The sequence below is a fragment of the Bradyrhizobium sp. CW1 genome, from assembly GCF_023100665.1.
Lineage (GTDB): Bacteria > Pseudomonadota > Alphaproteobacteria > Rhizobiales > Xanthobacteraceae > Bradyrhizobium > Bradyrhizobium canariense_D.
This window is the reverse complement of record NZ_CP064684.1, coordinates 1,592,471-1,615,383: the sequence shown is the minus strand read 5'-3', so window position 1 is coordinate 1,615,383 and position 22,913 is coordinate 1,592,471. Positions and strand designations below refer to the sequence as shown.

Annotated in this window: 29 protein-coding genes and 1 pseudogene; 25 read left to right on the top strand and 5 right to left on the bottom strand. The window is 62.4% G+C overall.

The window, feature by feature from the left end; genetic code table 11:
• Nucleotides 1–12 precede the first annotated feature (12 nt).
• The 15 genes from IVB54_RS07870 (at nucleotide 13) to IVB54_RS07800 (ending at nucleotide 11,114) form a co-directional block, all read left to right on the top strand.
• On the top strand, nucleotides 13–408 hold the full coding sequence (locus IVB54_RS07870; RefSeq protein WP_247400850.1) for a cupin domain-containing protein: 396 nt from the start codon (nucleotides 13–15) through the stop codon (nucleotides 406–408).
• 40 nt (nucleotides 409–448) lie between these two features.
• Complete coding sequence (locus IVB54_RS07865) at nucleotides 449–1,132, top strand: VOC family protein (protein ID WP_247400851.1); 684 nt, start codon at nucleotides 449–451, stop codon at nucleotides 1,130–1,132.
• Between the two features lie 70 nt (nucleotides 1,133–1,202).
• Complete coding sequence (locus IVB54_RS07860) at nucleotides 1,203–1,793, top strand: NADPH-dependent FMN reductase (protein WP_247400855.1); 591 nt, start codon at nucleotides 1,203–1,205, stop codon at nucleotides 1,791–1,793.
• Between the two features lie 71 nt (nucleotides 1,794–1,864).
• A complete protein-coding gene (locus tag IVB54_RS07855) occupies nucleotides 1,865–2,926 on the top strand; it encodes an alpha/beta hydrolase (RefSeq protein WP_247777133.1) in 1,062 nt (353 codons plus the stop codon).
• Entirely contained in the window at nucleotides 2,923–4,038 is a 1,116-nt protein-coding gene (locus IVB54_RS07850) for a redoxin domain-containing protein (protein WP_247400861.1), read from the top strand. The genes IVB54_RS07855 and IVB54_RS07850 overlap by 4 nt, the downstream gene beginning before the upstream one ends.
• Nucleotides 4,039–4,155: 117 nt before the next feature.
• Nucleotides 4,156–4,962: an SDR family oxidoreductase gene (locus IVB54_RS07845; protein ID WP_247400864.1), complete on the top strand. Its 807-nt coding sequence runs from the start codon at nucleotides 4,156–4,158 to the stop codon at nucleotides 4,960–4,962.
• 378 nt (nucleotides 4,963–5,340) lie between these two features.
• Entirely contained in the window at nucleotides 5,341–5,763 is a 423-nt protein-coding gene (locus IVB54_RS07840; protein WP_247400866.1) for an Ohr family peroxiredoxin, read from the top strand.
• A gap of 39 nt (nucleotides 5,764–5,802) precedes the next feature.
• A complete protein-coding gene (locus IVB54_RS07835; RefSeq protein WP_247400868.1) occupies nucleotides 5,803–6,330 on the top strand; it encodes a DUF417 family protein in 528 nt (175 codons plus the stop codon).
• Between the two features lie 119 nt (nucleotides 6,331–6,449).
• Complete coding sequence (locus IVB54_RS07830) at nucleotides 6,450–6,914, top strand: carboxymuconolactone decarboxylase family protein (RefSeq protein WP_247400870.1); 465 nt, start codon at nucleotides 6,450–6,452, stop codon at nucleotides 6,912–6,914.
• A 47-nt stretch (nucleotides 6,915–6,961) separates the two neighbouring features.
• Nucleotides 6,962–7,303, top strand: a complete 342-nt coding sequence (locus tag IVB54_RS07825) for a PQ-loop repeat-containing protein (RefSeq protein WP_247777132.1) — start codon at nucleotides 6,962–6,964, stop codon at nucleotides 7,301–7,303.
• A gap of 213 nt (nucleotides 7,304–7,516) precedes the next feature.
• Nucleotides 7,517–8,122 (top strand): sulfite oxidase-like oxidoreductase, encoded by a 606-nt coding sequence (locus IVB54_RS07820; protein ID WP_247400873.1) that lies wholly within the window; start codon nucleotides 7,517–7,519, stop codon nucleotides 8,120–8,122.
• 3 nt (nucleotides 8,123–8,125) lie between these two features.
• The gene (locus IVB54_RS07815) at nucleotides 8,126–8,878 is read left to right on the top strand and encodes an FAD-binding oxidoreductase (RefSeq protein ID WP_247400875.1); all 753 of its coding nucleotides are present in this window, start codon (nucleotides 8,126–8,128) and stop codon (nucleotides 8,876–8,878) included.
• Between the two features lie 41 nt (nucleotides 8,879–8,919).
• On the top strand, nucleotides 8,920–9,639 hold the full coding sequence (locus IVB54_RS07810) for a hypothetical protein (protein WP_247400878.1): 720 nt from the start codon (nucleotides 8,920–8,922) through the stop codon (nucleotides 9,637–9,639).
• A 189-nt stretch (nucleotides 9,640–9,828) separates the two neighbouring features.
• Nucleotides 9,829–9,963, top strand: a complete 135-nt coding sequence (locus IVB54_RS41425; RefSeq protein ID WP_256465320.1) for a hypothetical protein — start codon at nucleotides 9,829–9,831, stop codon at nucleotides 9,961–9,963.
• Between the two features lie 326 nt (nucleotides 9,964–10,289).
• A complete protein-coding gene (locus tag IVB54_RS07800; RefSeq protein ID WP_247400881.1) occupies nucleotides 10,290–11,114 on the top strand; it encodes a ribonuclease HII in 825 nt (274 codons plus the stop codon).
• 31 nt (nucleotides 11,115–11,145) lie between these two features.
• Here the strand turns inward: IVB54_RS07800 and ligD are convergent, their stop codons facing one another.
• From ligD to IVB54_RS07780, 4 genes are read right to left on the bottom strand one after another with little or no spacing between them, the layout of a single operon-like run.
• Nucleotides 11,146–12,093, bottom strand: a complete 948-nt coding sequence (gene ligD / locus IVB54_RS07795) for a non-homologous end-joining DNA ligase (RefSeq protein ID WP_247400883.1) — start codon at nucleotides 12,091–12,093, stop codon at nucleotides 11,146–11,148.
• 12 nt (nucleotides 12,094–12,105) lie between these two features.
• A complete protein-coding gene (locus IVB54_RS07790; protein WP_247400885.1) occupies nucleotides 12,106–12,669 on the bottom strand; it encodes an MOSC domain-containing protein in 564 nt (187 codons plus the stop codon).
• Nucleotides 12,669–14,351 carry a DNA polymerase/3'-5' exonuclease PolX gene (locus IVB54_RS07785; protein ID WP_247400887.1) on the bottom strand — a complete coding sequence of 561 codons (1,683 nt, stop codon included), beginning with the start codon at nucleotides 14,349–14,351 and terminating at the stop codon, nucleotides 12,669–12,671. The genes IVB54_RS07790 and IVB54_RS07785 overlap by 1 nt, the downstream gene beginning before the upstream one ends.
• A complete protein-coding gene (locus IVB54_RS07780; RefSeq protein WP_247400889.1) occupies nucleotides 14,352–14,567 on the bottom strand; it encodes a hypothetical protein in 216 nt (71 codons plus the stop codon).
• A 320-nt stretch (nucleotides 14,568–14,887) separates the two neighbouring features.
• Between IVB54_RS07780 and IVB54_RS07775 the strand changes: the two genes are divergently transcribed.
• The 4 genes from IVB54_RS07775 to IVB54_RS07760 all read left to right on the top strand — a co-directional run bounded on the left by IVB54_RS07775 (nucleotide 14,888) and on the right by IVB54_RS07760 (nucleotide 16,641).
• Nucleotides 14,888–15,367: a hypothetical protein gene (locus IVB54_RS07775; RefSeq protein WP_247400891.1), complete on the top strand. Its 480-nt coding sequence runs from the start codon at nucleotides 14,888–14,890 to the stop codon at nucleotides 15,365–15,367.
• 53 nt (nucleotides 15,368–15,420) lie between these two features.
• Nucleotides 15,421–15,777, top strand: a complete 357-nt coding sequence (locus tag IVB54_RS07770) for a hypothetical protein (protein ID WP_247400893.1) — start codon at nucleotides 15,421–15,423, stop codon at nucleotides 15,775–15,777.
• A gap of 34 nt (nucleotides 15,778–15,811) precedes the next feature.
• Nucleotides 15,812–16,117: a hypothetical protein gene (locus tag IVB54_RS07765; protein ID WP_247400894.1), complete on the top strand. Its 306-nt coding sequence runs from the start codon at nucleotides 15,812–15,814 to the stop codon at nucleotides 16,115–16,117.
• 338 nt (nucleotides 16,118–16,455) lie between these two features.
• Nucleotides 16,456–16,641 (top strand): DUF3606 domain-containing protein, encoded by a 186-nt coding sequence (locus IVB54_RS07760; protein WP_247400896.1) that lies wholly within the window; start codon nucleotides 16,456–16,458, stop codon nucleotides 16,639–16,641.
• 6 nt (nucleotides 16,642–16,647) lie between these two features.
• Here IVB54_RS07760 and IVB54_RS07755 read toward each other — a convergent pair.
• Nucleotides 16,648–17,543, bottom strand: a pseudogene (locus tag IVB54_RS07755) (3'-5' exonuclease).
• Nucleotides 17,544–18,017: 474 nt separating this feature from the next.
• Here IVB54_RS07755 and IVB54_RS07745 point away from each other — a divergent pair.
• The 6 genes from IVB54_RS07745 (at nucleotide 18,018) to IVB54_RS07720 (ending at nucleotide 22,908) form a co-directional block, all read left to right on the top strand.
• Complete coding sequence (locus tag IVB54_RS07745; protein WP_247400899.1) at nucleotides 18,018–19,007, top strand: NADP-dependent oxidoreductase; 990 nt, start codon at nucleotides 18,018–18,020, stop codon at nucleotides 19,005–19,007.
• 77 nt (nucleotides 19,008–19,084) lie between these two features.
• Nucleotides 19,085–19,729, top strand: coding sequence for an HD domain-containing protein (locus tag IVB54_RS07740; RefSeq protein ID WP_247777130.1), 645 nt, complete (start codon nucleotides 19,085–19,087; stop codon nucleotides 19,727–19,729).
• Between the two features lie 104 nt (nucleotides 19,730–19,833).
• Nucleotides 19,834–20,244: a cupin domain-containing protein gene (locus IVB54_RS07735; RefSeq protein ID WP_247400956.1), complete on the top strand. Its 411-nt coding sequence runs from the start codon at nucleotides 19,834–19,836 to the stop codon at nucleotides 20,242–20,244.
• Nucleotides 20,245–20,338: 94 nt separating this feature from the next.
• The gene (locus tag IVB54_RS07730) at nucleotides 20,339–21,313 is read left to right on the top strand and encodes a GlxA family transcriptional regulator (RefSeq protein ID WP_247400903.1); all 975 of its coding nucleotides are present in this window, start codon (nucleotides 20,339–20,341) and stop codon (nucleotides 21,311–21,313) included.
• Between the two features lie 177 nt (nucleotides 21,314–21,490).
• A complete protein-coding gene (locus IVB54_RS07725) occupies nucleotides 21,491–22,132 on the top strand; it encodes an HD domain-containing protein (protein WP_247400905.1) in 642 nt (213 codons plus the stop codon).
• A 29-nt stretch (nucleotides 22,133–22,161) separates the two neighbouring features.
• On the top strand, nucleotides 22,162–22,908 hold the full coding sequence (locus IVB54_RS07720) for a nitroreductase (protein WP_247777129.1): 747 nt from the start codon (nucleotides 22,162–22,164) through the stop codon (nucleotides 22,906–22,908).
• Nucleotides 22,909–22,913: the final 5 nt, after the last annotated feature.

The following is a 22,913-nucleotide window of genomic DNA, read 5'->3' as shown; positions in this document are numbered from 1 at the left end:
AGGAAGCAGCACATGAAACCGATCTACACCATCACCGCAGCCGCCACGCTACTTGTCGCGATGGCACAGGCGCACGGCGCCAGCCTGGGCGATTTGAAGCGCACCAATCTCCTGCGCAACGACATCAGTGCGCCGGGGCGCGAGGCCGTTCAAGTTCTGGTCGAATTCGAACCCGGCGTTACGGCCGCCAAGCACTCGCATCCGGGCGAAGAGATCGTCTACGTGACGAAAGGCTCCCTGGAGTATCGGCTCGAGGGCAAGCCGCCCGTCGTGATCAAGGCCGGGGAGGCGCTTTTCATTCCGAGTGGGACACCTCACTCCGTGAGGAACGTCGGCACCGACAAGGCCGCCGAGCTGGCCACGTACGTCGTCGAGAAGGGGAAGCCCCTTCTCGCAGTGAAAGAGTAGCACGCCCGATCTCCCGCAATCCAAGATCTGAGGAATCAACATGAGCACGATCCAAAGACGCGAATCGGCCACCGATGGCGCGAGTTCGCACCAAATCGATACCAAGCTCGAAGTCGTCGTAATTCCGGTGTCGGATGTCGATCGCAGCAAGGCGTTCTACGCCAAGCTGGGCTGGCGTCTCGACGCGGATTTCTCCGGCGAAGGCTGGCGCGTCATCCAGTTCACCCCGCCCGGCTCGCCGGCATCCGTCATCTTCGGCAAGAACGTCACCTCCGCCGCGCCCGGCTCGGCGCAAGGTCTCTACCTGGTGGTCTCCGACATAGAGGCTGCGCGGAGAGAGTTCCGGCAGCGCGGCGTAGACGTCGGCGACGTCTTCCACGCCGATGGCGATGTGCATGTCGGCCGCGACGAGCCCTATCTACTCGGCAGCGTGCGCAAGACGGGTCTCGAACCCGCGCGCGCAAGCTATCGCTCCTACGCTTCGTTCAAGGACCCCGACGGCAACGGTTGGCTCTTTCAGGAGGTCACGACGCGGTTGCCCGGTCGCGTCGGCGGTAGCGCGACGTTCGGATCCCAAGCGGATCTTGCAGCCGCGCTCCGGCGAGCCTCCAGTGCCCATGGCGAGCACGAGAAGCGCGACGGCGGCCGTCACGACGCCAACTGGCCCGACTGGTATGCCGAGTACATGTTGGCGGAGCAGTCCGGCACCGAGCTGCCGCGATGAGCGCGACGACCACGAAATTCAGTCGCCGCAACCCTTGTAGCGGCCTGTCCCGCAGCACGGAGCTTTCATCATGAGCAACCGCATTCTCGTCTTGTACGGTTCCTACCGGTCCGACCGCATCGGCATCCGCCTGGCTGGATACGTCGTCGAGCGGCTGCGAGCGCGGGGCGACGACGTGGAGTTGATCGATGCCAAAGAGATTGACCTCCCGATCCTCGACCGGATGTACAAGGAATACCCGAAGGGGCAGGCGCCGCAGGTGCTCGAGACCCTGGCCGGCAAGATACGCCGCGCCGACGGCTTCGTTTTCGTCGTCGGCGAGTACAACTGGGGCGTCCAGGCCGGGCTGAAGAATCTCACCGACCATTTCCTCGAGGAGTGGTTCTGGCGACCCGCCGCCATCGTAAGCTACTCCGCCGGTCGTCAGGGCGGTGCGCGCGCGGCGACCGCATGGCACGGCATCCTGTCCGAGATGGGAATGGTCGTGATCTCCAGCACGCTTGCGGTCGGTGCCATCGGACAGGCGCTGTCGCCCGCGACCGAAGCACTCGGCGAAGACGGGCAGGCGCTCGAACGAGCCTTCCCGCGCTTCGCCGACGATCTCGCGTGGTGGGTCGACGCGGGCAAGGCGCAGCGTCAGCGCAAGGCTCCGCCGTACTGAAGGACGTCGCGGAGCGACCGCAGAACCGAAACGGCGCAGCGCCAACGCGCGGCTGCGCGAAGGAGACGAGCATGACCGATTCAGAAAATTGCTATATTGATCGACGCGACATCGTCGGAGGTACCAGTGAGGCCACCGCCGCGGTACAGGTTGCGAGAAAGGCGCAGTTTGCATCGGTTGCCTCCACGCCGGCGCGCACATCTCAGGCCTCCTCGGGTCACCAGGTCGAGATCTCGTTTCTGCAGATCGATCACGACCTGACGCTCAGGAGAATGGTGGTGCACGCTCCGAGCTCGCGGGGGACGGTCCTTTTCCTGCACGGATTTCCCGAGACGCTCTACGCCTGGAAGGACATCTCCATCGCGCTCGCCGACGAGTACGAGGTGCACGCGTTCGATTGGCCGGGGTATGGGCTGTCGTCGCGCCCGAGCGCAGAGCGCTTCTCCTACGCACCAAGGGAGTATGCGCGCGTCCTGGACGAGTACATATCGACGGCGGGCATCGAAAAGTCGATGCTCACGATCTACGCGACCGACATCGGCGCCCTTCCCGCTCTTCTCCTGGCGCTGGACAACCCCGAGATCGCGAGAAGGCTCATCGTCGGCGACTTCGCGCCGTTCGACAGACCCGCGCACATGTACGACAGCCTTCAGAAGCTGAAGGCGGGACCGGCCATGGACCAGGTCCGCGCCTTCATGAACAAAAATCGCGAGGAGATCCTCCAAAACACCTTCACAAGAGGACTGCCCGAGGAAGCGCGGTACCGGATTTCGCAGGAGTTCAGCGACGACGCGGCAAAGGGCTGGAGCCAGGGCGAGATCACCACGGTGGATGCGTTCGCGCACTACTATTCGCATTTTACAAGGGATCAGGACTACTTAGAATCGCACCTCGCCAATCTTAACACGCCCGTGAAGGTGCTGTGGGGTGAGAAGGACCTCTACATCTCCAAGCAATCAGGCGTCGAGTTCGCCGACAGGGTGCATGCCGAACTCACCGTTCTGCCCGGCATTGGCCACTACCCTCACCTTCAGGATCCGCAGCGAACGGTCGCGGAGGTCCGCGCCTCCTTCGGATCGCGCGCGACCCCGGTCGTTTCCCAGCCCGGTCGAACTTCCGCAGATGTGCAATGAACAAGTCCAAGCTCCTGTTCGCCACCATCCTCGCGCTCGCCGTCGCGGCACCGATCGCAGGCCTCCTCGGCGACATCAAGGGTACCCCGATCATGTCCGCACGCGCCGCCTCCTCGTTTCTCGACCCGCTCCAGATCGCCTCGTTCGAAGATCGCGGCGAGTTGGTCTCCCTCCGCCGAGCGGGCGAATGGTTGAATTCGCAGCCTCTGACGCCGGAGAGCCTGCGCGGCAAGGTGGTCCTGATCAACTTCTGGACCTACACCTGCATCAACTGGCGACGCCAGCTTCCGTATGTCCGCGCCTGGCAGGAGAAGTACAAGGACCAAGGTCTGGTGGTGATCGGCGTTCACGCGCCGGAGTTCCAGTTCGAGAAGAACACCGCGAACGTCCGCTGGGCGACGACGAACATGAACATCTCTTACCCCGTCGCGATCGACAACACTTACGACATCTGGCGCGGGTTCGACAATCAGGCCTGGCCCGCGCTCTATTTCATCGATGCGCAGGGGCGCGTCCGCCATCGCGTGCTGGGCGAAGGCGGCTACGAGGAATCTGAGAAGCTGATCCAGTCACTGCTGCGTGAGGCTGGCGGCGCCGACGTCAGTCGCGAGCCGGTGATGGTGAACGCCACGGGAGCGGAGGCCGGAGCGGACTGGACCGATCTCAGATCTCCAGAAAACTACGTCGGACTCGAACGAACCGAAAATTTCGCTTCGCCCGGCGGAGCGACACCCAACACGCCTCATCTCTACGGAGCTCCAGCCTCGCTGCGGCTGAACGAGTGGGCGCTCTCGGGCGAGTGGACGGTCCGGAAGGATGCGGTCGCACTGAACAAGCGGAACGGAAGCATTGTGTACCGCTTCCATGCTCGCGATCTCCATCTCGTCATGGGTCCGCCTCGCGGCGGGGCTCCCGTAAAGTTCCGGGTCACCGTCGACGGACAGCCACCCGGTGCGGCTCATGGGGTGGACGTCGACGAACAGGGAAACGGCACGGTGACCGAACAGCGGATGTACTCGCTCGTGCGGCAAACGGGTCAGATCGTCGACCGCGACTTTGTAATCGAGTTCTTGGACGACGGCGCGGAGGCATTCGCCTTCAGTTTCGGTTGATCAGCTAACGGCATCTCACAACGCATAACGGGCGTTCTCCGGCGGTCAGGCGTAGATGTCGAACGAGGTTCAGTATCCATCAAGCGCCACCGGCGCATAAAAAGAGGAGAAAAGACGATGTCCGCTTCAAACAAAGGCACTGCGCTCGTGACGGGAGCTTCCGGCGGCATCGGCGCCATCTATGCCGATCGCCTGGCTCGGCGCGGCTACGATCTCGTCCTGGTCGCCCGCAATAACGCCCGACTTGAGGAGGTAGCCACCCGCATCGCCGGCGCGACCGGACGCGCCGTCAGGTCGGTCGTCGCCGACCTCAACGACAGGGCCGATCTGAGGCGAGTCGAGGCGATATTCGAGACCGATCCCGACATAACGATGCTCGTCAACAATGCCGGCGTCGGCGCACTCGAGCCGATGCTGCAATCCGACATCGAGGCGATGGAAAAGATGATCGAGCTGAATGTCCTCGCGTTGACGCGGCTCACCTATGCCGCCGCCCCGAGGTTCGTCGCGCGCGGCGGTGGCACGATCATCAACATCGGCTCGATCGTGGCTGTAGCGCCCGAGGTCCTGAATGGCGTGTACGGCGGCTCCAAGGCTTTCGTTCTCGCGCTCAGCCAGTCGCTTCACAAGGAATTGGCCGACAAGAACGTCCGTGTCCAGGTGGTCCTGCCCGGCGCGACGGCAACCAACTTCTGGGATGCGGCGGGCGGTGCGGTCGACAACCTGCCGCGCGAGATGGTCATGCGCTCCGACGATATGGTGGACGCGGCGCTGGCCGGATTGGACCAGGGTGAACTCGTCACGATCCCTTCGCTTCCCGAAGCGAAGGACTGGTCGACCTTCGAGGGCGCACGCCAGAAGCTCATGCCGAACCTTTCTCTCACCGCTGTGGCCGCGCGATATCGGACCGCGGATGCGGCTTGAGCGGGCCGAAAGACCGTTCGGTAAAGAAGACGAGAAATGGACCGCTCCCCGAACGACCAGACAATCGACAGGCAGCGCCGCCTTCTCGTCGGAGGCGCCGCCGCAGCGGTCGCCAGCGCCATTCCGTTGATCCCAGCATCGGCGCGGGCCCAATCCGCCAACCAGACGACGCCTATCCGCGATCACGCTCGAGAGCGACGCGAACGGTGCACCCCACCTCGACCCCAAGGCCTACGTGAGAAGTTCGCAGGCAGGTATCAGCACCGGAACGTACGCAGGCGGGGTCGGACCCAACCTGCCTCAAGAGGCTCCCAAGGCGTTCGTCGACGCCATCGTCGACGTCGCCACGGCTTAAGCAACGACAGGAAAGAATGCGCGATGACTAGAAGCTCACGGGTCGTCCATACCGGCAACACCCGAACCACAGGCGGCCGCGAGAACGGAATCTCGCGCAGCTCCGACGGCCGCCTGGACGTCAGATTGGCTGCACCGGGTTCGGATCGGATCGGCACGAACCCCGAAAACCTATTCGCCGCCGCGTGGTCGGCCTGCTTCGAAACCGGGATCTTGTCCGCGGCGAAGCGCAGGGGAATCAGCTTGCCCCTCGGCGTGACGATCGATGCCGAGGTGGATCTGAACGCGGCCGAAAACGGTCACTTCCTCAGCGCCCGCTTCAACGTCTTCATGCCGGGCGTTTCGCTTGCCACCGCGGAGAGCCTGATCTGCGAGGCCGACGGATCTTGCCCCTATTCGAAGGCGACCCGCGGCAACATCGACCTGGCAATCACGCTCGTGGAATAGGCCACGAGCAGCAACTCGGAAATAAAACAGGAGCATACCATGAGCACGACCGGACTTTCACTCACTCACCCCTCACTCGCCCTCCGCCAGGACCTGCGCCATCGGACCGCACGCTTCGTGGCGCACGCCGAACCCGTCAGCCGGGTAGCGTTGTACGTGTCTTTGGCGGTCATCTACGCCTGGTTCGGCGGCATGAAGTTCACCGCCTACGAAGCCCAGGGGCTCGTGCCTCTCGTCGAGAACAGCCCGCTGTTGAGCTGGTTCTACGCCCTGTTCTCGATACGCGGCTTCTCCGGTTTTCTTGGAGGCCTGGAGCTCAGTATCGGACTACTGATCGCGCTCAGGGCGGCCTCTCCGGCGTTTTCCGCGGTGGGTGGTCTGCTCTCGGCCGGACTCTTTGTTACCACGGTCAGCTTCATGTTCTCGACCCCTGGGGTAATAGTGCCCGAGCTCGGGATCCCGGCGATCACCGTCGCGCCGGGCCAGTTCCTCCTCAAGGACATCGGGCTGTTTGCGGCCTCGTTCTGGATATTCGTCGACTCGCTGAAAGCGATGCTCGCGAGGTGACGGATCCTGCTCGGGCGGGAACGCCCGAGCTCCTGCCTAAGGGCCACGACGGTCTTTTCTCGCCACCCGCCGGACACACGACGGAATGAACTTCAACCCGACTGTCGCGGAGCGACACCATGAGCAAGCGCCTTGACTATCATCAGATCGCACCTGCCGGCGTTAAGGCACTGGGTGGGGTCTACGGCTATGTCTCCAAAAGCGGCCTGTCGCCGGAGTTGATCGAACTGGTCTATCTCCGGATCTCGCAGATTAACAATTGCGCATACTGCCTCGACTCGCACACGCGCGAACTGATCAAGAACGGCGTGAAGATCGACAAGCTGACGTTGGTGCAGGCTTGGAGGGAAGCCGACAATCTCTTCGATGAGCGCGAGCGCGCCGCGCTCGCCTGGTCGGAGACCGTGACCCGCGTGGCGGAGACGAACGTTCCGGACGCGGCGTACCAGGCAGCGCGCGCCGTGTTCGACGAGCGTGAGCTCGTGGACCTCACGATAGCGATCAGTCTGATGAACGCCTACAACCGCATTTCCATCAGTTTTCGGAACACGCCAGAAGCCGTCCTCGAGAGCACGGGGACCTGAGCCAAGCTCGGCACTTACGGTGCTCAGATCGCCTGGGAGCCAACACTATGGAAAACTTGCTGTCGGTCATCGGCTATATGGGGACTGGGCTCGTCATCGGCGCCTACGCCCCCCAGATCTGGCACCTCTGGACTGAGCATTGCTCCGCCGGAATCAGCGAGCGCGCCTACGCGCTGTGGGTATTGTCGTCAGCTCTCTTTCTAGGTCATTCGGTCACGATCGGCGATCCCGTCTTCATGATTACACAGCTCGTCAACATGATCGCCCTGGCCATCATTCTGGTCCTAGCGCGGCGGTTCCGCAACCAGATCTGCACGACGCATGCGGGCCACCTTCACGTGGCTGCATCAGAGAACAGCGGGATGGGCGATGAGCGAGCTTTGGATTGAATGTGATGCGCACTCCTCCAACAAGCCCGCTCGCCCTGTCGCCAATCGCGAACGCTAACAGCTTCTAACGATACCTCACGGGCAACTGGCCAGCTTCGCGGCGATACTCCGTGGCGGCTGCCGGATGCACGCAACATATTTTCAGGTGCGAGCGCAACTGATGTTGCACACAGGACGGAAAGCGCAATCCAACTGAACCAAGGGAGAAACATCGTGGTCACACGTGGATTCGAGGGCAAGCAGACCGCACCGGATCAATCCGATAGAATTCCGCCCGGCCAACATCTTGTGGGAGATTTTCCTGTTCTCTCCGCCGGTCCAACTCCCCGAATCTCGGTCGAGGACTGGTCGTTCACACTCAAGATCGGTCCACGTCCGGTGAAGCGTATGACATGGGCGGAGTTCGGTAGTCTGCCGCAGACCAAGATGACCCGCGACATCCACTGCGTCACGAAGTGGTCGAAACTGAATACACCCTGGAGTGGCGTCCTTATCGACGATCTCCTCGCTGATGCTGGTCTCGAGCCGCCAACATCACATGCACTGGCGCATTCGTATGATGGCTACTCGACCAACGTGCCTGTGACCGATCTCATCAAGGGCAAAGCCATGATTGCGACCCACTACGAGGGCAAGCCTTTGACGCCTGACCATGGCGGTCCGGCAAGGCTCCTCGTTCCCCATCTCTATTTCTGGAAATCTGCGAAATGGATCAATGGGATTCAATTCACCGAGCGCGAAGAGGGCGGCTTCTGGGAGCTGCGCGGTTATCACATCTATGGCGATCCATGGCGCGAGCAGCGCTACTCGGGAGATTGACCGGTGACCGGCGAGGCGATTCAGGCAGCCCGCGTTCCTTGGGGCAACGCGGTGATCGAACGTATACAGCCCCAAACCACGACGGTACGAAGCTTCTACCTTCGCGCTGAGAATTGGCGTTCCTTTCACGCTGGCCAACATCTCGACGTCAAGCTTACCGCGCCGAATGGTTATGTGGCGCAGCGAAGCTACTCGGTGGCATCTGAGCCGGGGCTCGAAGGGCTTTATGAGCTCATCGTCGAGCGTCTTGAGGGCGGAGAGGTTTCCACCTTCTTCCATGATGTTGCCGCGGTCGGGGATAGCATTGAGATCCGCGGCCCGTTCGGTGGTCACTTCACTTGGAATGTCGAGGACGGCGGCCCCCTGCTCCTCATCGGCGGTGGTTCCGGAATCGCGCCGCTCATGTCGATTCTGCGCCATCGCGCCACGGTCCGCGAAGCTGCGCCAGCTCTTCTTCTCTATGCCACGCGCACGTGGCAGGACGTAATCTACCGTGAGGAATTGGTGGCGCGAGATGCAGCCGAACTTGACTTCTCCCTTCTGTTCAGTGTGTCGAGGGACACCGCACGTCGTCCCCAAGATGCCGGTCGTAGGATCGACGCGGCGCTGCTCAAGGCCGCGCTGGCGAGACTTGGCCCTGCGCCCCGATTGACCTTCGTGTGCGGCTCAGATGTTTTCGTGGAAGCCGTCACGGGTCACCTGCTAGATCTTGGAGTCAATGCGAAGACGATCCGCACGGAACGGTTCGGCGGGTAGAGGCAATCTCGGTCGATTCTTGCTGATGGGAGACGAACTCCATGAACGAGCTGCTTACTAAGGTTGTCGCCGCCCACGGTGGTTTGGAGCGCTGGCAAGGATTCGATAAGGTTGAGGCGACCATTGTCACAGGAGGCGGTCTGTTTCCTCTCAAAGGCCTTTTGCAGGATCGCAGTCCTCGTCGCATGACCGTGTGGCTGCACGAGGAGAGGTCGTCGGTCACGCCTTACGGAGCTCACGATCAACGAACGATGTTCACGCCGGACCGGATCGCCATTGAAAAGCTCGATGGTACGCTGGTTGCCGAGCGGTACGCGCCGCGAGATTCTTTCGCCGGCCACCAGATGCACACACCCTGGGACCCGCTGCACCGCGCCTACTTCAACGGGGAAGCGGTCTGGACATATTTGACGACGCCGTTTTTGCTTGTGATGGATGGGGTCCGTCTTGAGGAGACCGAGGCCTGGCGCGAGGGAGCCGAGACCTGGCGCGTGCTGCGCGCCTATCTGCCTGGTTGGATGGAGACTCACTGCATGGTTCAGGACTTTTTCTTCGGCGATGACATGATGCTGCGCCGTCATGATTACAGCGTGAACATCGCCGGCGGCGTTCCGGTCGCCCAGCTTACGTCGTCATATATCGAGGCGGACGGTATTCGCCTTCCGAGCATGCGGCGCGCCTACGTGCGCGGCCCTGATCGCAGGCCGGTCACGGACCTTCTGCTGGTTTCGATCGATTTCAGCGCCGTTGCCTTCACGTAATCCTCTGCTTCGAGGCGCCTGTCGGTCCGAGCCGAGGATATAGACGTAGCGGCGGCCCTAGTATCTTCGCGGCGACCTTGAGACGCGCCGCTGCAGGCTGCGGCGGTGGTGCTGGCGCTGGCGGAAGGCAAGGTTTGAGCCATCCGATGGAGGCATTCGCGGGCGAAACGACCCGGATCACGGCGGAAGATGTGCTTCGATGAAGCCGTCAAGTTCACGTCCAGCGCAACCAGCCTGTCGCTCAAGGATTACGCGGGACGCCTCCGCCGCGCAGGCATCGCTTACGCGCTCGCGGACAAGCGGGTGAATGTGGTCAGCGTCTGAAGGCGCGGCTCGACGCCCCGCAGATAGATCTCCGTTCTGACAAACGCGATCTCTTCGGCGAGGGCGCTCTCGCAGACGTTGATTTACCAGGACTTCGGTCGGCCGTCGCGGCCTTGCCGGTCTGTCGGAGCATGGGCGAAGACACCGGTCGGTTCCGCTCTGAGGCGGATTCAGTGGCCGCGCAGCATATCGCGGACCTCCTCAGAGCCGGCGGTTCCATTGGACAGGTCTCTGCGCAGGCGACGACGGCGGCAGGGATCAACTTCAGACAATCGCCACAAAGTTCACCGACACGCTCCCCACAGTCAGTCTTTACGAAGGCCGCTATGTCCCAATATTCGCTCGATGCGCTGCGCCAGCGCTATGTCATCGAGAAAAGACCACTCGAGGCCAGCATCGAGCAGACCTTGCGCGCCGACACCCGCGCGGGAGCCCGTGCCATTCTGGCTTTAATCGATAAACGGCGTTTCGAAAACAGGTCCGAAGGACAGCGCCTCCGGAAGATCCTCAGTTTCGAAACCTCTCTCTGGGAGAGCGGCCTTCAGGCCGTGGCAGGCGTGGACGAAGCCGGAATGAGCCCCCTCGCCGGGCCAGTCTCCGCCGGCGCCGTGATCCTGAAACCCGGCACGCGAATAGTCGGAATCGACGACTCGAAAAAACTCGATGCCGCGGCTCGCGAAGAACTCGCGAAGGAAATCAAGGCAAAGGCAGAGAGTTGGTGTGTGGCGTTCGTCGAGGTCGAGGAGATCGACGAAATCAACATTTATTGGGCAGGCATCCAGGCCATGCAGCGCGCGGTCCGGGGGCTGGGGTTGGCGCCGGAATACCTGCTGATCGATGCGAAGCGGTTGAAGGAAATCGATATCCCTCAGCAGGCCATCATTAAAGGTGACTCCAAGTCCGCCAGCATTGCGGCCGCCTCCATCCTCGCGAAAGTCGAGCGCGACGCGGTCATGCGGACGCTCGAGGTGCGTCATCCCGGCTACGCCTTCGCGGATCACAAGGGCTACCCGGTGCCGGCTCATTATGAGGCGCTCGCCAGGCTTGGCGCTTGCGCAGCTCACCGGCGGTCGTTCGGACCAGTACGCAAGGCTCTGGGGTTGCCGCCCCTGCCGCCGTGGCCTTCGGCGTCCGAGCGCGCTGCCAGCTGAACTCCGAGGCGCACGCTGCGGCTCGGCGGCGCTACTTGCGCGGCACCTTATTTTCGCGGACGACGTCCATGGCTTTTTTATCGGACCGCAGGCCGAGATAGACCGGCTGGCGCAGCTCGCCCTTGCCGGTCCACTCGGCGAATTTTACTTCCGCGACCAGCGAAGGCCGCACCCAGGTCGTGACCTGCTCATCTTTCACCTTCGCAGGAAAGGGCGATTTGGCCGTCTTGAGCCTCACGAGCTTGCCGTGAAGCTCTTCGAGAACCTGGTGGCTGAAGCCCGTGCCGACGTGGCCGATGTACCGCCATGCATCCCCTTCGCGTACCGCCAGCACGAGCGCGCCGAAGAAGGGCCGAGTTCGCCTCGGCGCCGTGAAGCCGGCAATCACGACCTCCTGCCGCTGCGCGGTCTTCACCTTCAGCCAATCGGCGGTCCGGCGTCCCGACGCGTACGGGCTGTCGGCGCGCTTGGCCATGACGCCTTCGAGATGTCTCCGCTCGGCTTCCGCGAAGAACTTCGTTCCCTTGCCTTTGCGGTGGTTGCTGAACGCGATCAGCTTGTGGCGCGGCAGGATGGCCTCTAGCCGCTTCTTGCGCTCAAGGAGCGGCAGCGCGCGCAGGTCTTCGCCGTCCGCGAACATGAGGTCGAACGCGCAGTACAGAAGCTTCGCCTCATGGCGCAGGGCGTTCTGGAGCAACTGGAAATGGGATACGCCGTCCTTGCCGATCGCGACGAGCTCGCCATCGATCACCGCGTCCGCCTTCACGCATTCAAGTGCGTTCGCGACCTCCACGTAGGAGTGGCTGATGATCTTCCCGTTACGGCTGTAGAGCGCGACCCGCCCATGCCGGATCTCCGCGACCATGCGGAAACCATCGAATTTGTCCTCGAAGACCCAATCTGGATCGTCGAACGGCGCATCCGTCAACGTGGCCAGCATGGGCTGCAGGCGATATGGCAGGGTCGATTTGCGAGCCATGGTTGGGACTTTCTACACGGCCGGCAGAGGCCGAAACGAGGAGGACGGAAGGCGAGCCCGCGCGGTATCACCAGCCGCGACCATCCCGCCTGCCCGTACCACGCCCAAGACCCCGGATTTGAACGGAGGGCCCGTTTCCGCCGACGAGAGCACCTGTTGCTTAAGGCCGAGCTGGAAGCGGTCGATCAGAACGCAAGGCGTCCGGAGGCCGGTCAGTTCTACGATCGCGGTGCGTCCGAGCTCGATGAGCGTCCCGAGCGGCATCCGCTCGAGGGCCAAGCCGGCGGTGCTGATGTTCTCGCCGAGGTCGCCGGCGCCGACCTCGAAGCCGGCTTTAAGTAGCGTCGCGAAGAGTTCGGACGGGATCAGGTGAACCTGCCGGAGATTGGGCAGGCGTGGCCGGCGACGGGCAAGGTAACGGTGCCGGACGAAAGGGCCGGCGTGGGCGTCGCCTTGGACGCCGTGGCCCTCCACCAGAACGATATGGTCCTGGACTGGTTTGCTGAAGTGGTGCCCAGGGTCGGCGGCGACCGCCGTCACCTTTCCCTCGAGCGAGAGATCGTGCGCCTCCGGCATCAGGCGGCCCGGGCGAGCGAGCGCCGCTTCTGGCGGAAGTAGCGCGTGATCTCGGGAAGCTTCATCGCGTTCAGGACCCGGTCGGCAGGGACGCCGCCCTTTCGGGCCATCAGGACGCCCCAGTGCATGTGGTCGAGTTCGGGGATCGAGTGCGCGTCCGGATTGATGCTCAGCATGCAGCCGAACTCCAGCGCCGCCTGGTGCCAGCGCCAGTCCAGATCGAGCCGCCATGGATGAGCATTGATCTCGACAACGACGTCATGCTTGGCGCAGGCCCGCAGCACCTTCTCGACGTCGATGTCGTAGCCGGGCCGCCGCTGGAGCTGCCGCCCGGTCATGTGGCCGATGATGGTGATGTGAGGATCCGCGATGGCCCGCAGCAGCCGCTGCGTCTGCGCTTTGCGTTCGAGTTTGAAGCGGCCATGGATGCTCGCGACAACGAAATCGAAGCGCTCCAGCACGTCGTCGTCATAGTCGAGCGAGCCGTCGGCCAGAATGTCGGACTCAATGCCTTTGAGAATCCGGAAATCCTTGCCGAAGCGCTTGTTCAGGCGGTCGGCTTCCCGGTGCTGCTGCGCGATCTCCTCGACCGAGAGCCCGCCCGCGTAGTGCGCGGACTTGGAGTGGTCGGCGACGCCGAAATATTCAAAACCGCGCTGGCGCGTCGCCTTGGCCATCGTCTCCAGGGTCTCCGTGCCGTCGGATGCATCGGTGTGGCAATGAAGGATTCCGCGCAAGTCCTTGTCGGTGACGAGCTTCGGGAGCTTGCCCTTCAGGGCCAGCTCGACCTCGCCGCGGCCCTCACGGAGTTCAGGATCAATGAACGGCAGGCCGAGGGCACTATAGATCTGGGCCTCGTCGCCGGCGATCAGGGTGCGGCCCTTGTGCAAGCCGTCGGCCTCCAACCGCATTCCCTTCTCAATGGCCAACGCCTGGAGCTGCTCAACGTGAGCGGCGGAGCCGGTGGCGAAGAGAAGAGCGGCGCCGAAGTGTTTGCGATCGGACAAGCGGATCTCCATTCCATCCGCCCCGGAAGCCTTCGACGTTTTGGCGACCTTGGGCGCTTCTGCAACGATCGTGAGGTCGCCGACCAGTTCGCAGCCGCGGCGGAAGTCGCCCGCGATCGTCACGCGCTTGAGTTCGGGCCGGGACTTGCGGAGCGAATCCTTGGCGTGGGCGAGCAGGACGGCGGCACGGTGCAGGTGGAGGCGGCCTTCTCCGCTTTTGGCAATCGCGAGGTTCTGCAGGATCTTGGTCTGCAGCGCGGCGCCGAGGCCTTTAGCCTTCTTGATGCGGTCATTCTTGGCGGCGGCCTCCAACTCCGAGAGCGAGCCGATGCCGAGATCCTTGTACAGGCGCAGCACCTTCTCCGGACGAAGGCCGGGCACAGCGAGCATCTCGAGCACGCCCGCGGGAATCTCCTTCCGCAGCTTTTCGAGGCTGGGATGACTGCCCGTCTTATGAACCTTGGTGATGATGTCGGCGATAGCATCGCCGACGCCCGGGATCTCAGTAAGTCGATCTTCAGCGACGAGTACGTCCAGAGGAACGGCTAGGGCCGCCAGGCTGTCGGCGGCCCGAGAGTAGGCTTTCGCCCGGTATGGATTGCCGCCTCGCAAGGCGGTGCGCTGCGCATACTCTCGCAGAAGACTTGCCACACCGCGCGCGTCTAGCGAAGGCATTCAGCCAGCCTCCCGGTCCGAGCTTTGCGGCGCCGCCGGAGCAAGATGACCGCCGGAGCGGTCACTTGGCCGGCGATCGAGAGAGGCCTCGAGCTTCTGGGCTGCGCGAAAGTCCTCAAGATGCTGGACATTGGGGCCGTAGGCAGCCTCCTTCTTGAGGAGATTGTAGATCCGACCCGCCACCAGTTGCAGATGCTTCATCTTGCCCCGCGGCATGGATCTCTCTTTGCAGAGAGCTCGGACGGCGTAGGCGCGGAAATAGTCGAATGCGTCTGACATGATGTCAGTAAACGCCGGCTCTCGCCGGGAGTTCGATGGGCTCTGCGAAGACTGGATCGCCCGTCGCGGCCTGGCGCAAATGCGCGAAGAGTGCGGTCCCTGGAACTCCTCGCCGCCTTCGAAGTTGCGAGACTCGTTGATTGAGGTAGCTAGACTGCCCGCCGTCGGCCCCAACCCGGCGGCGGGTTTTTTGTGAGTTGAGTAGCGTGGCAAAGCGTACAAAGGCACCTCGGGCCGAAGTGCCGGAGGTCCCTACCATGCCGGGGTTCATCGGACCCCAGTTGGCGACCCTGAGGATGAAGGCACCTTCGGGATCTCGATGGATTCACGAAGTCAAATACGACGGCTACCGCATCCAGCTCAGGATCGACGGTGCCGATCGCCGAGCCTATACCCGCAAAGGTTACAATTGGATCAGCAAGTTTTCGAGGATCGCCGCCGCCTTCGATATCGAAGGACAGGCCATCGTGGACGGCGAGGTTGTCGTCATCCATGATGGGCGCACGAACTTCTCCGAGCTGCAGGCAGACCTCGGCAGAGGCGATCAGGATCGACTGGTCTACTTCGCCTTCGATCTGCTCTGGCTGGACGGCAGAGATCTGCGAAAAGAGCCGCAGATCGAGCGGAAGATGCTGCTCAAGGATCTGATCGAGGAGCACGACCTCAAGGAGCCCGCCTCTATAGCGAGCACCACAAAGGGGACGCCCAGGCACTGTTCGCCGCAGCCAGCAAGCTGAATTACGAAGGCATCGTCTCCAAGCGGGTGGATGCACCATACCGATCGGATCGGGTGGAGGCTTGGCAGAAGATCAAGGTCGTTCAGAAGGGCAAGTTTCCCGTGGTCGGCTTCATCAAGGACCCATCCGGCGTGGCCGCGCTCTATCTGGGCAAGAAGGAAGGCAAGGATCTGGTCTACATGGGAAAGGTCGGGACCGGATGGAGCCGAACCACCTCGGCGCAGATCCGCAAGGCGCTCGACACCGTGGTAAGCCCGAAGCAGAAGCTGACCAAGACCATTAGGAAGCCCAAGGCCACGTGGGTCGAACCCAAGTTCTATGCAGACATCGAGTACCGTGACATCACATCCGAAGGTCTGCTGCGGGCCAGTTCGTTCAAGGGGCTGAGCAAAGGAACGCGCCGATCATAGCCGCGTTTTCCTGCAAGTAAGTGGAGTACCGGTCATGGATCCGGAACAGCGAGTTGCGAAGGCCTTGGAAGACGCACAAGGCATCTTGGCCCGGCATGTCGAGCCCGGCCTCAGAGATTGCGAGCAAACCATAAATAAGCTGCTGGATGTGCTCGACGACGAAGCCGTCGTGCAGGCGCTCAAGGATTTGAAGATGGAAAAGCCCACAACAGAACAACTCGACGAGCTCAAGAGGCTCAGTGCAATCGCGCGTGTGCCGGACGAATCGGAGATCGTGACTTCGAAGGAAGAAGCCGAAACCCGGATCCGCGATCTGAAAGACAAGGCTCGGATGGAATGAGACGATCCCAGGACGACATGCGGAGCGAAGAGCTCGGTCGGCGAAGGGACGTCGATTTCGCATCCGGCATGAACTCGATGGACACGTTCGATCCCGATATGCCGTGCCGCGTTCACGATGGCCTCAATGACCAGATCATTCAATGGAATCCCCGGTGGGCGTCGAGGTACCGCCAACACGCGTCGAAATGGGATGAGGGGTTCGTAGCTTGGGACGGTCTGTTATTCGACGGATGGGCTCCATCTTGTGACCACTGAGCCGCGTGCGAGAGAGCTGGCGCGGAACCCGCGAATCCTTGCGGCGTTGCATCGTCATCAAGTTCGCAAGAGGAGGAGCCGATGGTGGCAGCGAAGAAGAAAACCGCGCGTGGACGCAAGCAGGACCGGGCACGCGTCGCCAAGGGACAGGATTACGAAGTCCGCTACGAAGCGAAGAAGACCGGCCGCTCGGCATCGGCAGTGAAGAAGGCCGTCAAGAAGGTCGGCAACAGCCGCAAGCGCGTCGAGAAGCGTCTCGGCCGCTAGGACGCCTCAAATCCGGCCGGAAAACCTTGTGAACGCGGTCAGCCTCTGCACGGTTGGCTCGACGTCCTGCATGTAGATTTGGCTGCGCAGGAACGCGATCTCGTCATCGAGGGCGATCTCACCGACGTCTACGAACCAGGACTTGGGCCTCCCGTCGCTCCCGTCGTTCCAGCGGTAGCCCCTGCGTTTCAACGACTCCTTGAGCTCGAAAGCGGTCTGCTCCGCCCAGACCCGCATTGTCGGCCTGCGAGCGGTCTCGAGCAAGAGCGCGAGTGCCGACGCACCGGTCGCCGGCAGTACAAAGTCCAGGATCTCCAACAAAGCGTGGCAGTCGTCGACCGCCCGGTGCGCCTGGTGGAAGTAGCCGGCTCCGTTCAGGAGATAGCCGAGCTGCGAGCCCGCGAAGCCGTGTTTGCGCCAGTCGATCTCGCTCATGCTACAGGCCCAGGCCTTATCCTCGAATACGGGCCAGTAGCGCTCGACGAACCTTCTGTCGAAAGAGCTGTTATGCGCGACCGTGATGACCCCGCTTTCGGCGAAAGCCGTTACGGCGGCATCGTCGAATTTTCGACCAGCAACCATTTCTTCGGTGATGCCTGTGAGCGCCGTCACTTCCGCAGAGATCGGCGCGCTCGGCTCGTTGAAGGCAGAGAAGGTGTCGCGGACCCGACGATCCGCCCGTCCGGCGTGTAGTCGAACTTGACCATCCCGAGCTCGATGATCTCGTCTTTGGCGTGGTCGAGACCGGTCGTTTCGGTGTCGAGCAGAATGCCGGTCCTGACCTCCTGCCCGGCGGCGGGCTGGGACGTGGGCCGCGGCACCAGTCGCCGCAGCACCCTATAGTCGGCCGACCGGCTCAGGGCCTCCGCCATCGCGGCCAGATCCGATGGGTTTTGAAACATCTCTTCTCGTGGTGTCCCTACCGATTGACCGGAAGCCCACGATACCGAGGGCGCCGGCCGGAAGGTATCCGAAAGACAGGCAATTCACGGCCTTTTCGGGAGTGTCGTGCAATTCCAAACTGTTGCGGGGTGAGTTCCCGGAGGCGCGCCGCTCCTGCGGAGGTCCGAGTTGTCTTGCCACCCGTTCTTGCTCGCCTGGCTGCCCTGATCGGTCCTCCATCGGACCGCCTCTCCAGCGATCTCGGAGCCCAGCGTGTCGAAAACTCTTGCCGCGAACTCTCCGGCGGCTGTTTGTCAGAAAAGGACGTTCGGCTGTCCTGATCCGTAGGATCTTGTCCGTTGTCCAAACGAGGGCTCCATGGCGACATACGGGCAATCCCGCCCGGGGGCCGAGGAGACGACCGGGAAAACCGCCGCAAGGCTCCCGAGAGTGGTCGGCGCTACTCGCGACGAGCTGAGCGCAAGGAGAGTGAGATGGCCTCGATCAGCATGGTTACTCAAGTTACGGAAGCGCGGACCGGATCGACGATGATGGCGTGGCGCGTACATGAGTTTGGGCCGCCGCAGGTCATGCAGTTCGAGGCCCTCTCCCGTCCAGAGCCCGGGCCCGGCGAGGTCCTGGTCAAAGTTGCAGCTGCCGGAGTAGGCCCATGGGACGGCTGGATCAGAGCCGGAAAGAGTGCATTGCCGCAGCCGCTCCCGCTCACTCTGGGCTCGGACCTTTCAGGTGAAATCGTCGCCGTTGGGCCCGGAGTCTCTCAAGGACGTGCGGGAGAGCAGGTCTACGGTGTTACGAATTCGCGGTTCGTCGGGAGCTACGCCGAGTACGCGTTGGCTTCCGCGGAGATGGTATCAGGCAAGCCGAACTCGCTAAGTCACGCCGAAGCCGCCTCCGTTCCCGTCATTGCCGTCACCGCATCGCAGGCGCTGTTCGAGCACGCGCAACTCAGAGCGGGCCAGACTGTGGTCATTCACGGCGCGGCTGGCAACGTGGGAGCCTACGCGGTCCAATTGGCCCGTCATGCGGGTGTGCAAACCATTGCGACAGCATCGACGGCCGATGTTTCCTTCGTGCGCAACCTCGGCGCCAACACGGTGATCGACTACCGGAGCGAGCGCTTCGAGGAGGAAGTGCGAGATGCGGATGCCGTCATCGATCTCGTCGGGGGCGAGACGCAAAGCCGCTCGTTCCAGGTCCTTCGTCGAGGCGGCAAGCTGATCTCGGCAGTGTCTCGCCCGGATCAGGATCTCGCAAAGCAGCACGGTGTGGAAGCCACCTTCTTTTTGGTCGACGTCACGAGCCGGTATCTGACGGAAATCGCTCGCCTCCTCGATGGTGGAGAACTGCGAACGAACGTCGGCGTGGTCTTGCCCCTCGCGGATGCGCGCGAGGCTCACTTCATGCTGGAGGGCGCGCGGCCCCGGCCAAAAGGCAAGATCGTGCTCGCGGTTGGAGCGGACTGACCGATCTCGCGCCTCTCTTGCGCTCACGCGTCCGGAGCGCCAGCCAAGCCCATCGATTTTTGCTGAAAGGACAAAAAATGACACCCCGAACTCCCGCCCCGGCCCTCGTCATTCCCGATTCCTTGCTGGCGAAAGAGGCGACAGACGTCCTGCGCGAGCATTCCACCGATCTGCTCTTCAATCACTCGATCCGCGTGTACCTTTTTGCGGCGGAGCAGGGTCGTCAGAAAAAGCTGCGCTTCGACTCTGAGCTTCTCTACGTGGCCGCCGCGTTCCACGATCTCGGCCTGATCAACAAATTCGCGAGCGCAGACGAACGCTTTGAGGTCGATGGTGCAAATGCCGCCCGGCAGTTTCTGAGCGCGCACAACATCGCCGAAGACCAGGTGCAGAGGGTCTGGGAAGCGATCGCGCTGCACACCACTCCCGGCATCCCGAAGTACATGGGTCCGGAGGTCGCGCTCCTCAATTCAGGTGTTCTGCTCGATGTCGTCGGGGTAGGCTTCGACCAGTTTCCCGCGGAGCTTCGCGAGGAGATCGTCGCCAAATATCCCCGCACGAATTTCAAGGAAGGCTTCGTTCGGGAGTATTTCGCTGGTTTTGCGCACAAGCCGGCGACCACGTACGGCACCGTCAACGCCGCGGTCTGCGAACGCTTCATGCCGGGGTTCAAGAGCCCCAACGCCTGCGACTTGATCGCGGGTTCGCCCTGGTCTCACTAGAAGAGGAGGTCATGATGTCGATCAGTGCATTCACCAATCGAATGGCGGCGCTGTTACGCCGTTCAGCAATCACGCCCAGACAGGGAATAGAATTGCCACGCACGATGTTCTTGGCGATCGTAGCAGCGGCCATTGCGGGAGCTTCGCCCGCCATCGCTCAGGATCGGGAGCAAGTCAAGCTTGTCTTCGAGCACGCGCTGCCGAACGTCGAAGGAAAGAGAATGGCTGCCGTCCTGGTGAGTTATCCGCCCGGGAGCAAATCGCTGCCTCACCGCCACGCAGCGTCGGCCTTCATCTACGCCTATGTGCTGTCCGGGGCCATCCGAAGCCAGGTCGGCGATGACCCTGCGCAGGTCTTTCGCACAGGCGAGGGCTTTTACGAAACGCCAGGCTCACATCACAGGGTGAGCGAGAACGCGAGCGACACGGAGCCCGCCAGCTTGCTCGCGGTCTTCGTGGTCGATTCCAAAGACGGGGCATTGACGATCCCCGACAAGGACGCAGCACCGAGATGATGGCGCGACAGGATCGCCTGTCCAGTCACCGCCCGGCCTTTGCACGGTGTGAACGACATGCATAATAAGGCGCCTGATCGGAGAGGCAGCAAAGGTGCCGGTACAAGCTGTCGCGATCGTCATCTACGAGGGGGTCCAGGCCTTGGACGTGGCCGGGCCGATGGACGTGTTCAGCGAGGCGAACACATTTCTCGACAGCGCCGACCGCTATGAATCCGTACTCGTTGCTGCTCACCACAATCCGCTGCGCGCCTCGAACGGCATACGGCTTATTGCCGATCTAACGCTTGAGGAGGCGACGGGTGGGTTCGACATCGTTCTGGTGGCCGGCACGCCCACCCCACCTGAAACGGAGCCCGAGCCGCACTTGCTTCAGTGGGTCAAGGAACTGCCGTGGCGGTCGAGCCTCTATGGTTCGATCTGCACCGGAGCATTTGTCCTTGGCTATGCCGGTCTGCTCGATGATCGGCGTGTCACGACCCATTGGCAGGATGCGCAGGCGCTGGCGAACAGGTTCCCAAAGGCAAAAGTCGAACCGGATTTGATCTATGTCCGAGATGGGCGGCTGATCACCGCCGCGGGTGTAACGGCGGGAATAGATCTCGGTTTGGCGCTGGTCGGGCAGCGCCACGGTGGGGAAACGGCGCTCAAAGTGGCCAAGCGGCTGGTCGTAGTCGCCCAGCGCCAAGGCGGACAGTCTCAGTTCAGCCCCTATCTCACCGCGCCAGCCGATCCGGAATCGCCGATCGCCCGTATCCAGGACCATGTGATGGCGAACGTCGGGGATCGCCACTCGCTGGAGTCCCTTGCCGCCGTCGTCGGGATGAGCGCCCGAAATCTGGCCCGGCATTTCGTGCAGGCGACCGGGATCACGCCGCACGAATTCATCGAGCGCGCCCGCATCGATGCGGCGCGCATGATGCTGGAGGGAAGCGACCGGCCGCTAAAGGCGGTTGCATTCGACTGCGGATTCGGCTCGGCGGATCGGATGAGGATCGTGTTCACCGCCCGGCTTGGCGTCAGCCCCATCCAATATCGCGCCAGCTTCCGGCGGGCGACACCGGAATAGACCGCGCGCTCCCCGCCAAGGCAACGCTCGCGATCCTGCTTTCGCTACAAAGCGTCATGTCAGGAAAAGACGTGCGGCTGTCCTGATCCGCGGGATGCTCTTCCTTGTGTGGAGCGGTGCCCGGTTGGCAAATAGGCACAAGCAACCAGCCTGCTACGCAAAATAGGAGAGCGCTCCATGTCCGAGATCATCGCCGGCATCCGCCTGCCCGACAGTGCCATCGCCCGCGCCGCCACGCAGCTCGTGCGCGATACCGAAGACGACCTACTCTACAACCACAGTCGCCGCGTCTTCCTTTGGGGTGCGCTCACCGCCGAGCGCAACGGCCTTAAGTACGAGCCGGAGCTACTTTACCTCGGCGCGATGTTCCACGACATGGGCCTCACAGAGAAGTATTCCAGTCCCAACCTGCGCTTCGAGGTCGACGGTGCCAATGCCGCGCGCGATTTCATGAAAAGCTACGGCCTGCCCGAGCGTGAGATCGAGGACGTCTGGACCGCGATCGCGCTCCACACCACGCCAGGTATTCCCGAACATATGCGACCCACCATCTCGCTGGTCACCGCGGGTGTCGAGATGGACGTGCTCGGGATCGCCTATCACGACTTCACGCATGAACAGCGTGACCATGTCTGCGTCCATCATCCGCGCGAGACGAACTTCAAGGAGAACATCATAGATCACTTCGCCAAAGGAATCATCAAGAAGCCGCTGACCACGTTCGGGAACGTGAAGGCTGATGTCCTTGCGCTGAAGGACATGAGCTATGTCCGCCAGAACTTCTGTTCGATCATCCTCGGTTCGGCCTGGCCGAACTGACCTTCGTTGCTGGACCGGAGTAAATCCAGATGAGCGTCATCCGAGCCAGGAAGTGCGGACCTGAAGAAACCTTGATCGGACCGAGCGAGGAGTGCGGCGCTGCGCAGAGCCCGATCGACGAGATCATGACCCGCAGGATCGCGTGCCGTGACTTTTGCGATGCTCCAGTCCCGCGACGAACGATCGAGCAGATCCTCCAAGTCGCGCGCTTCGCGCCAAGCGGTGCGAACATTCAGCCCTGGCATGTCTACGTGCTGAGTGGCGCCGCCAAGGCCAACGTGTCGGCGGCGCTGCTGAACGCGCATGAAACATGCCGGGACGAGCACGTCTCGGAATACAAATATTACGCCAGCGAGTTACCTGATCCGTACCTGAAGCGACGACAGGAATTCGGGCGGCTGTTCTACGGGTCGCTCGGAATCCGCCAGGCCGATGCCGAGGCAAGAAGCAGGCAGACCGCGAAGAATTACACGTTCTTCGGAGCCCCCGTGGGACTGATCGTGACGATCGATCGCCGGCTGGAAGCCGGAAGCTGGCTCGATCTCGGCATGTTCGTCCAGAACGTGATGCTCGCCGCAGCGGGGCGCGGACTTCAGTCGTGTCCGCAGGAGACGTTCTCGAAATATCACCGGATCTTGCGCCCCCTGCTCTCGATTCCGGAGGAGCAGATAGTGGTGCGCGGCATCTCGGTCGGGAAGCCCGCAGTCGAGGGGCAGCGATTGATGCCGCGGGCGCATGTAGATGAGTTCGCGACGTTCTTGGGATTGGACGCGTAAGAGGC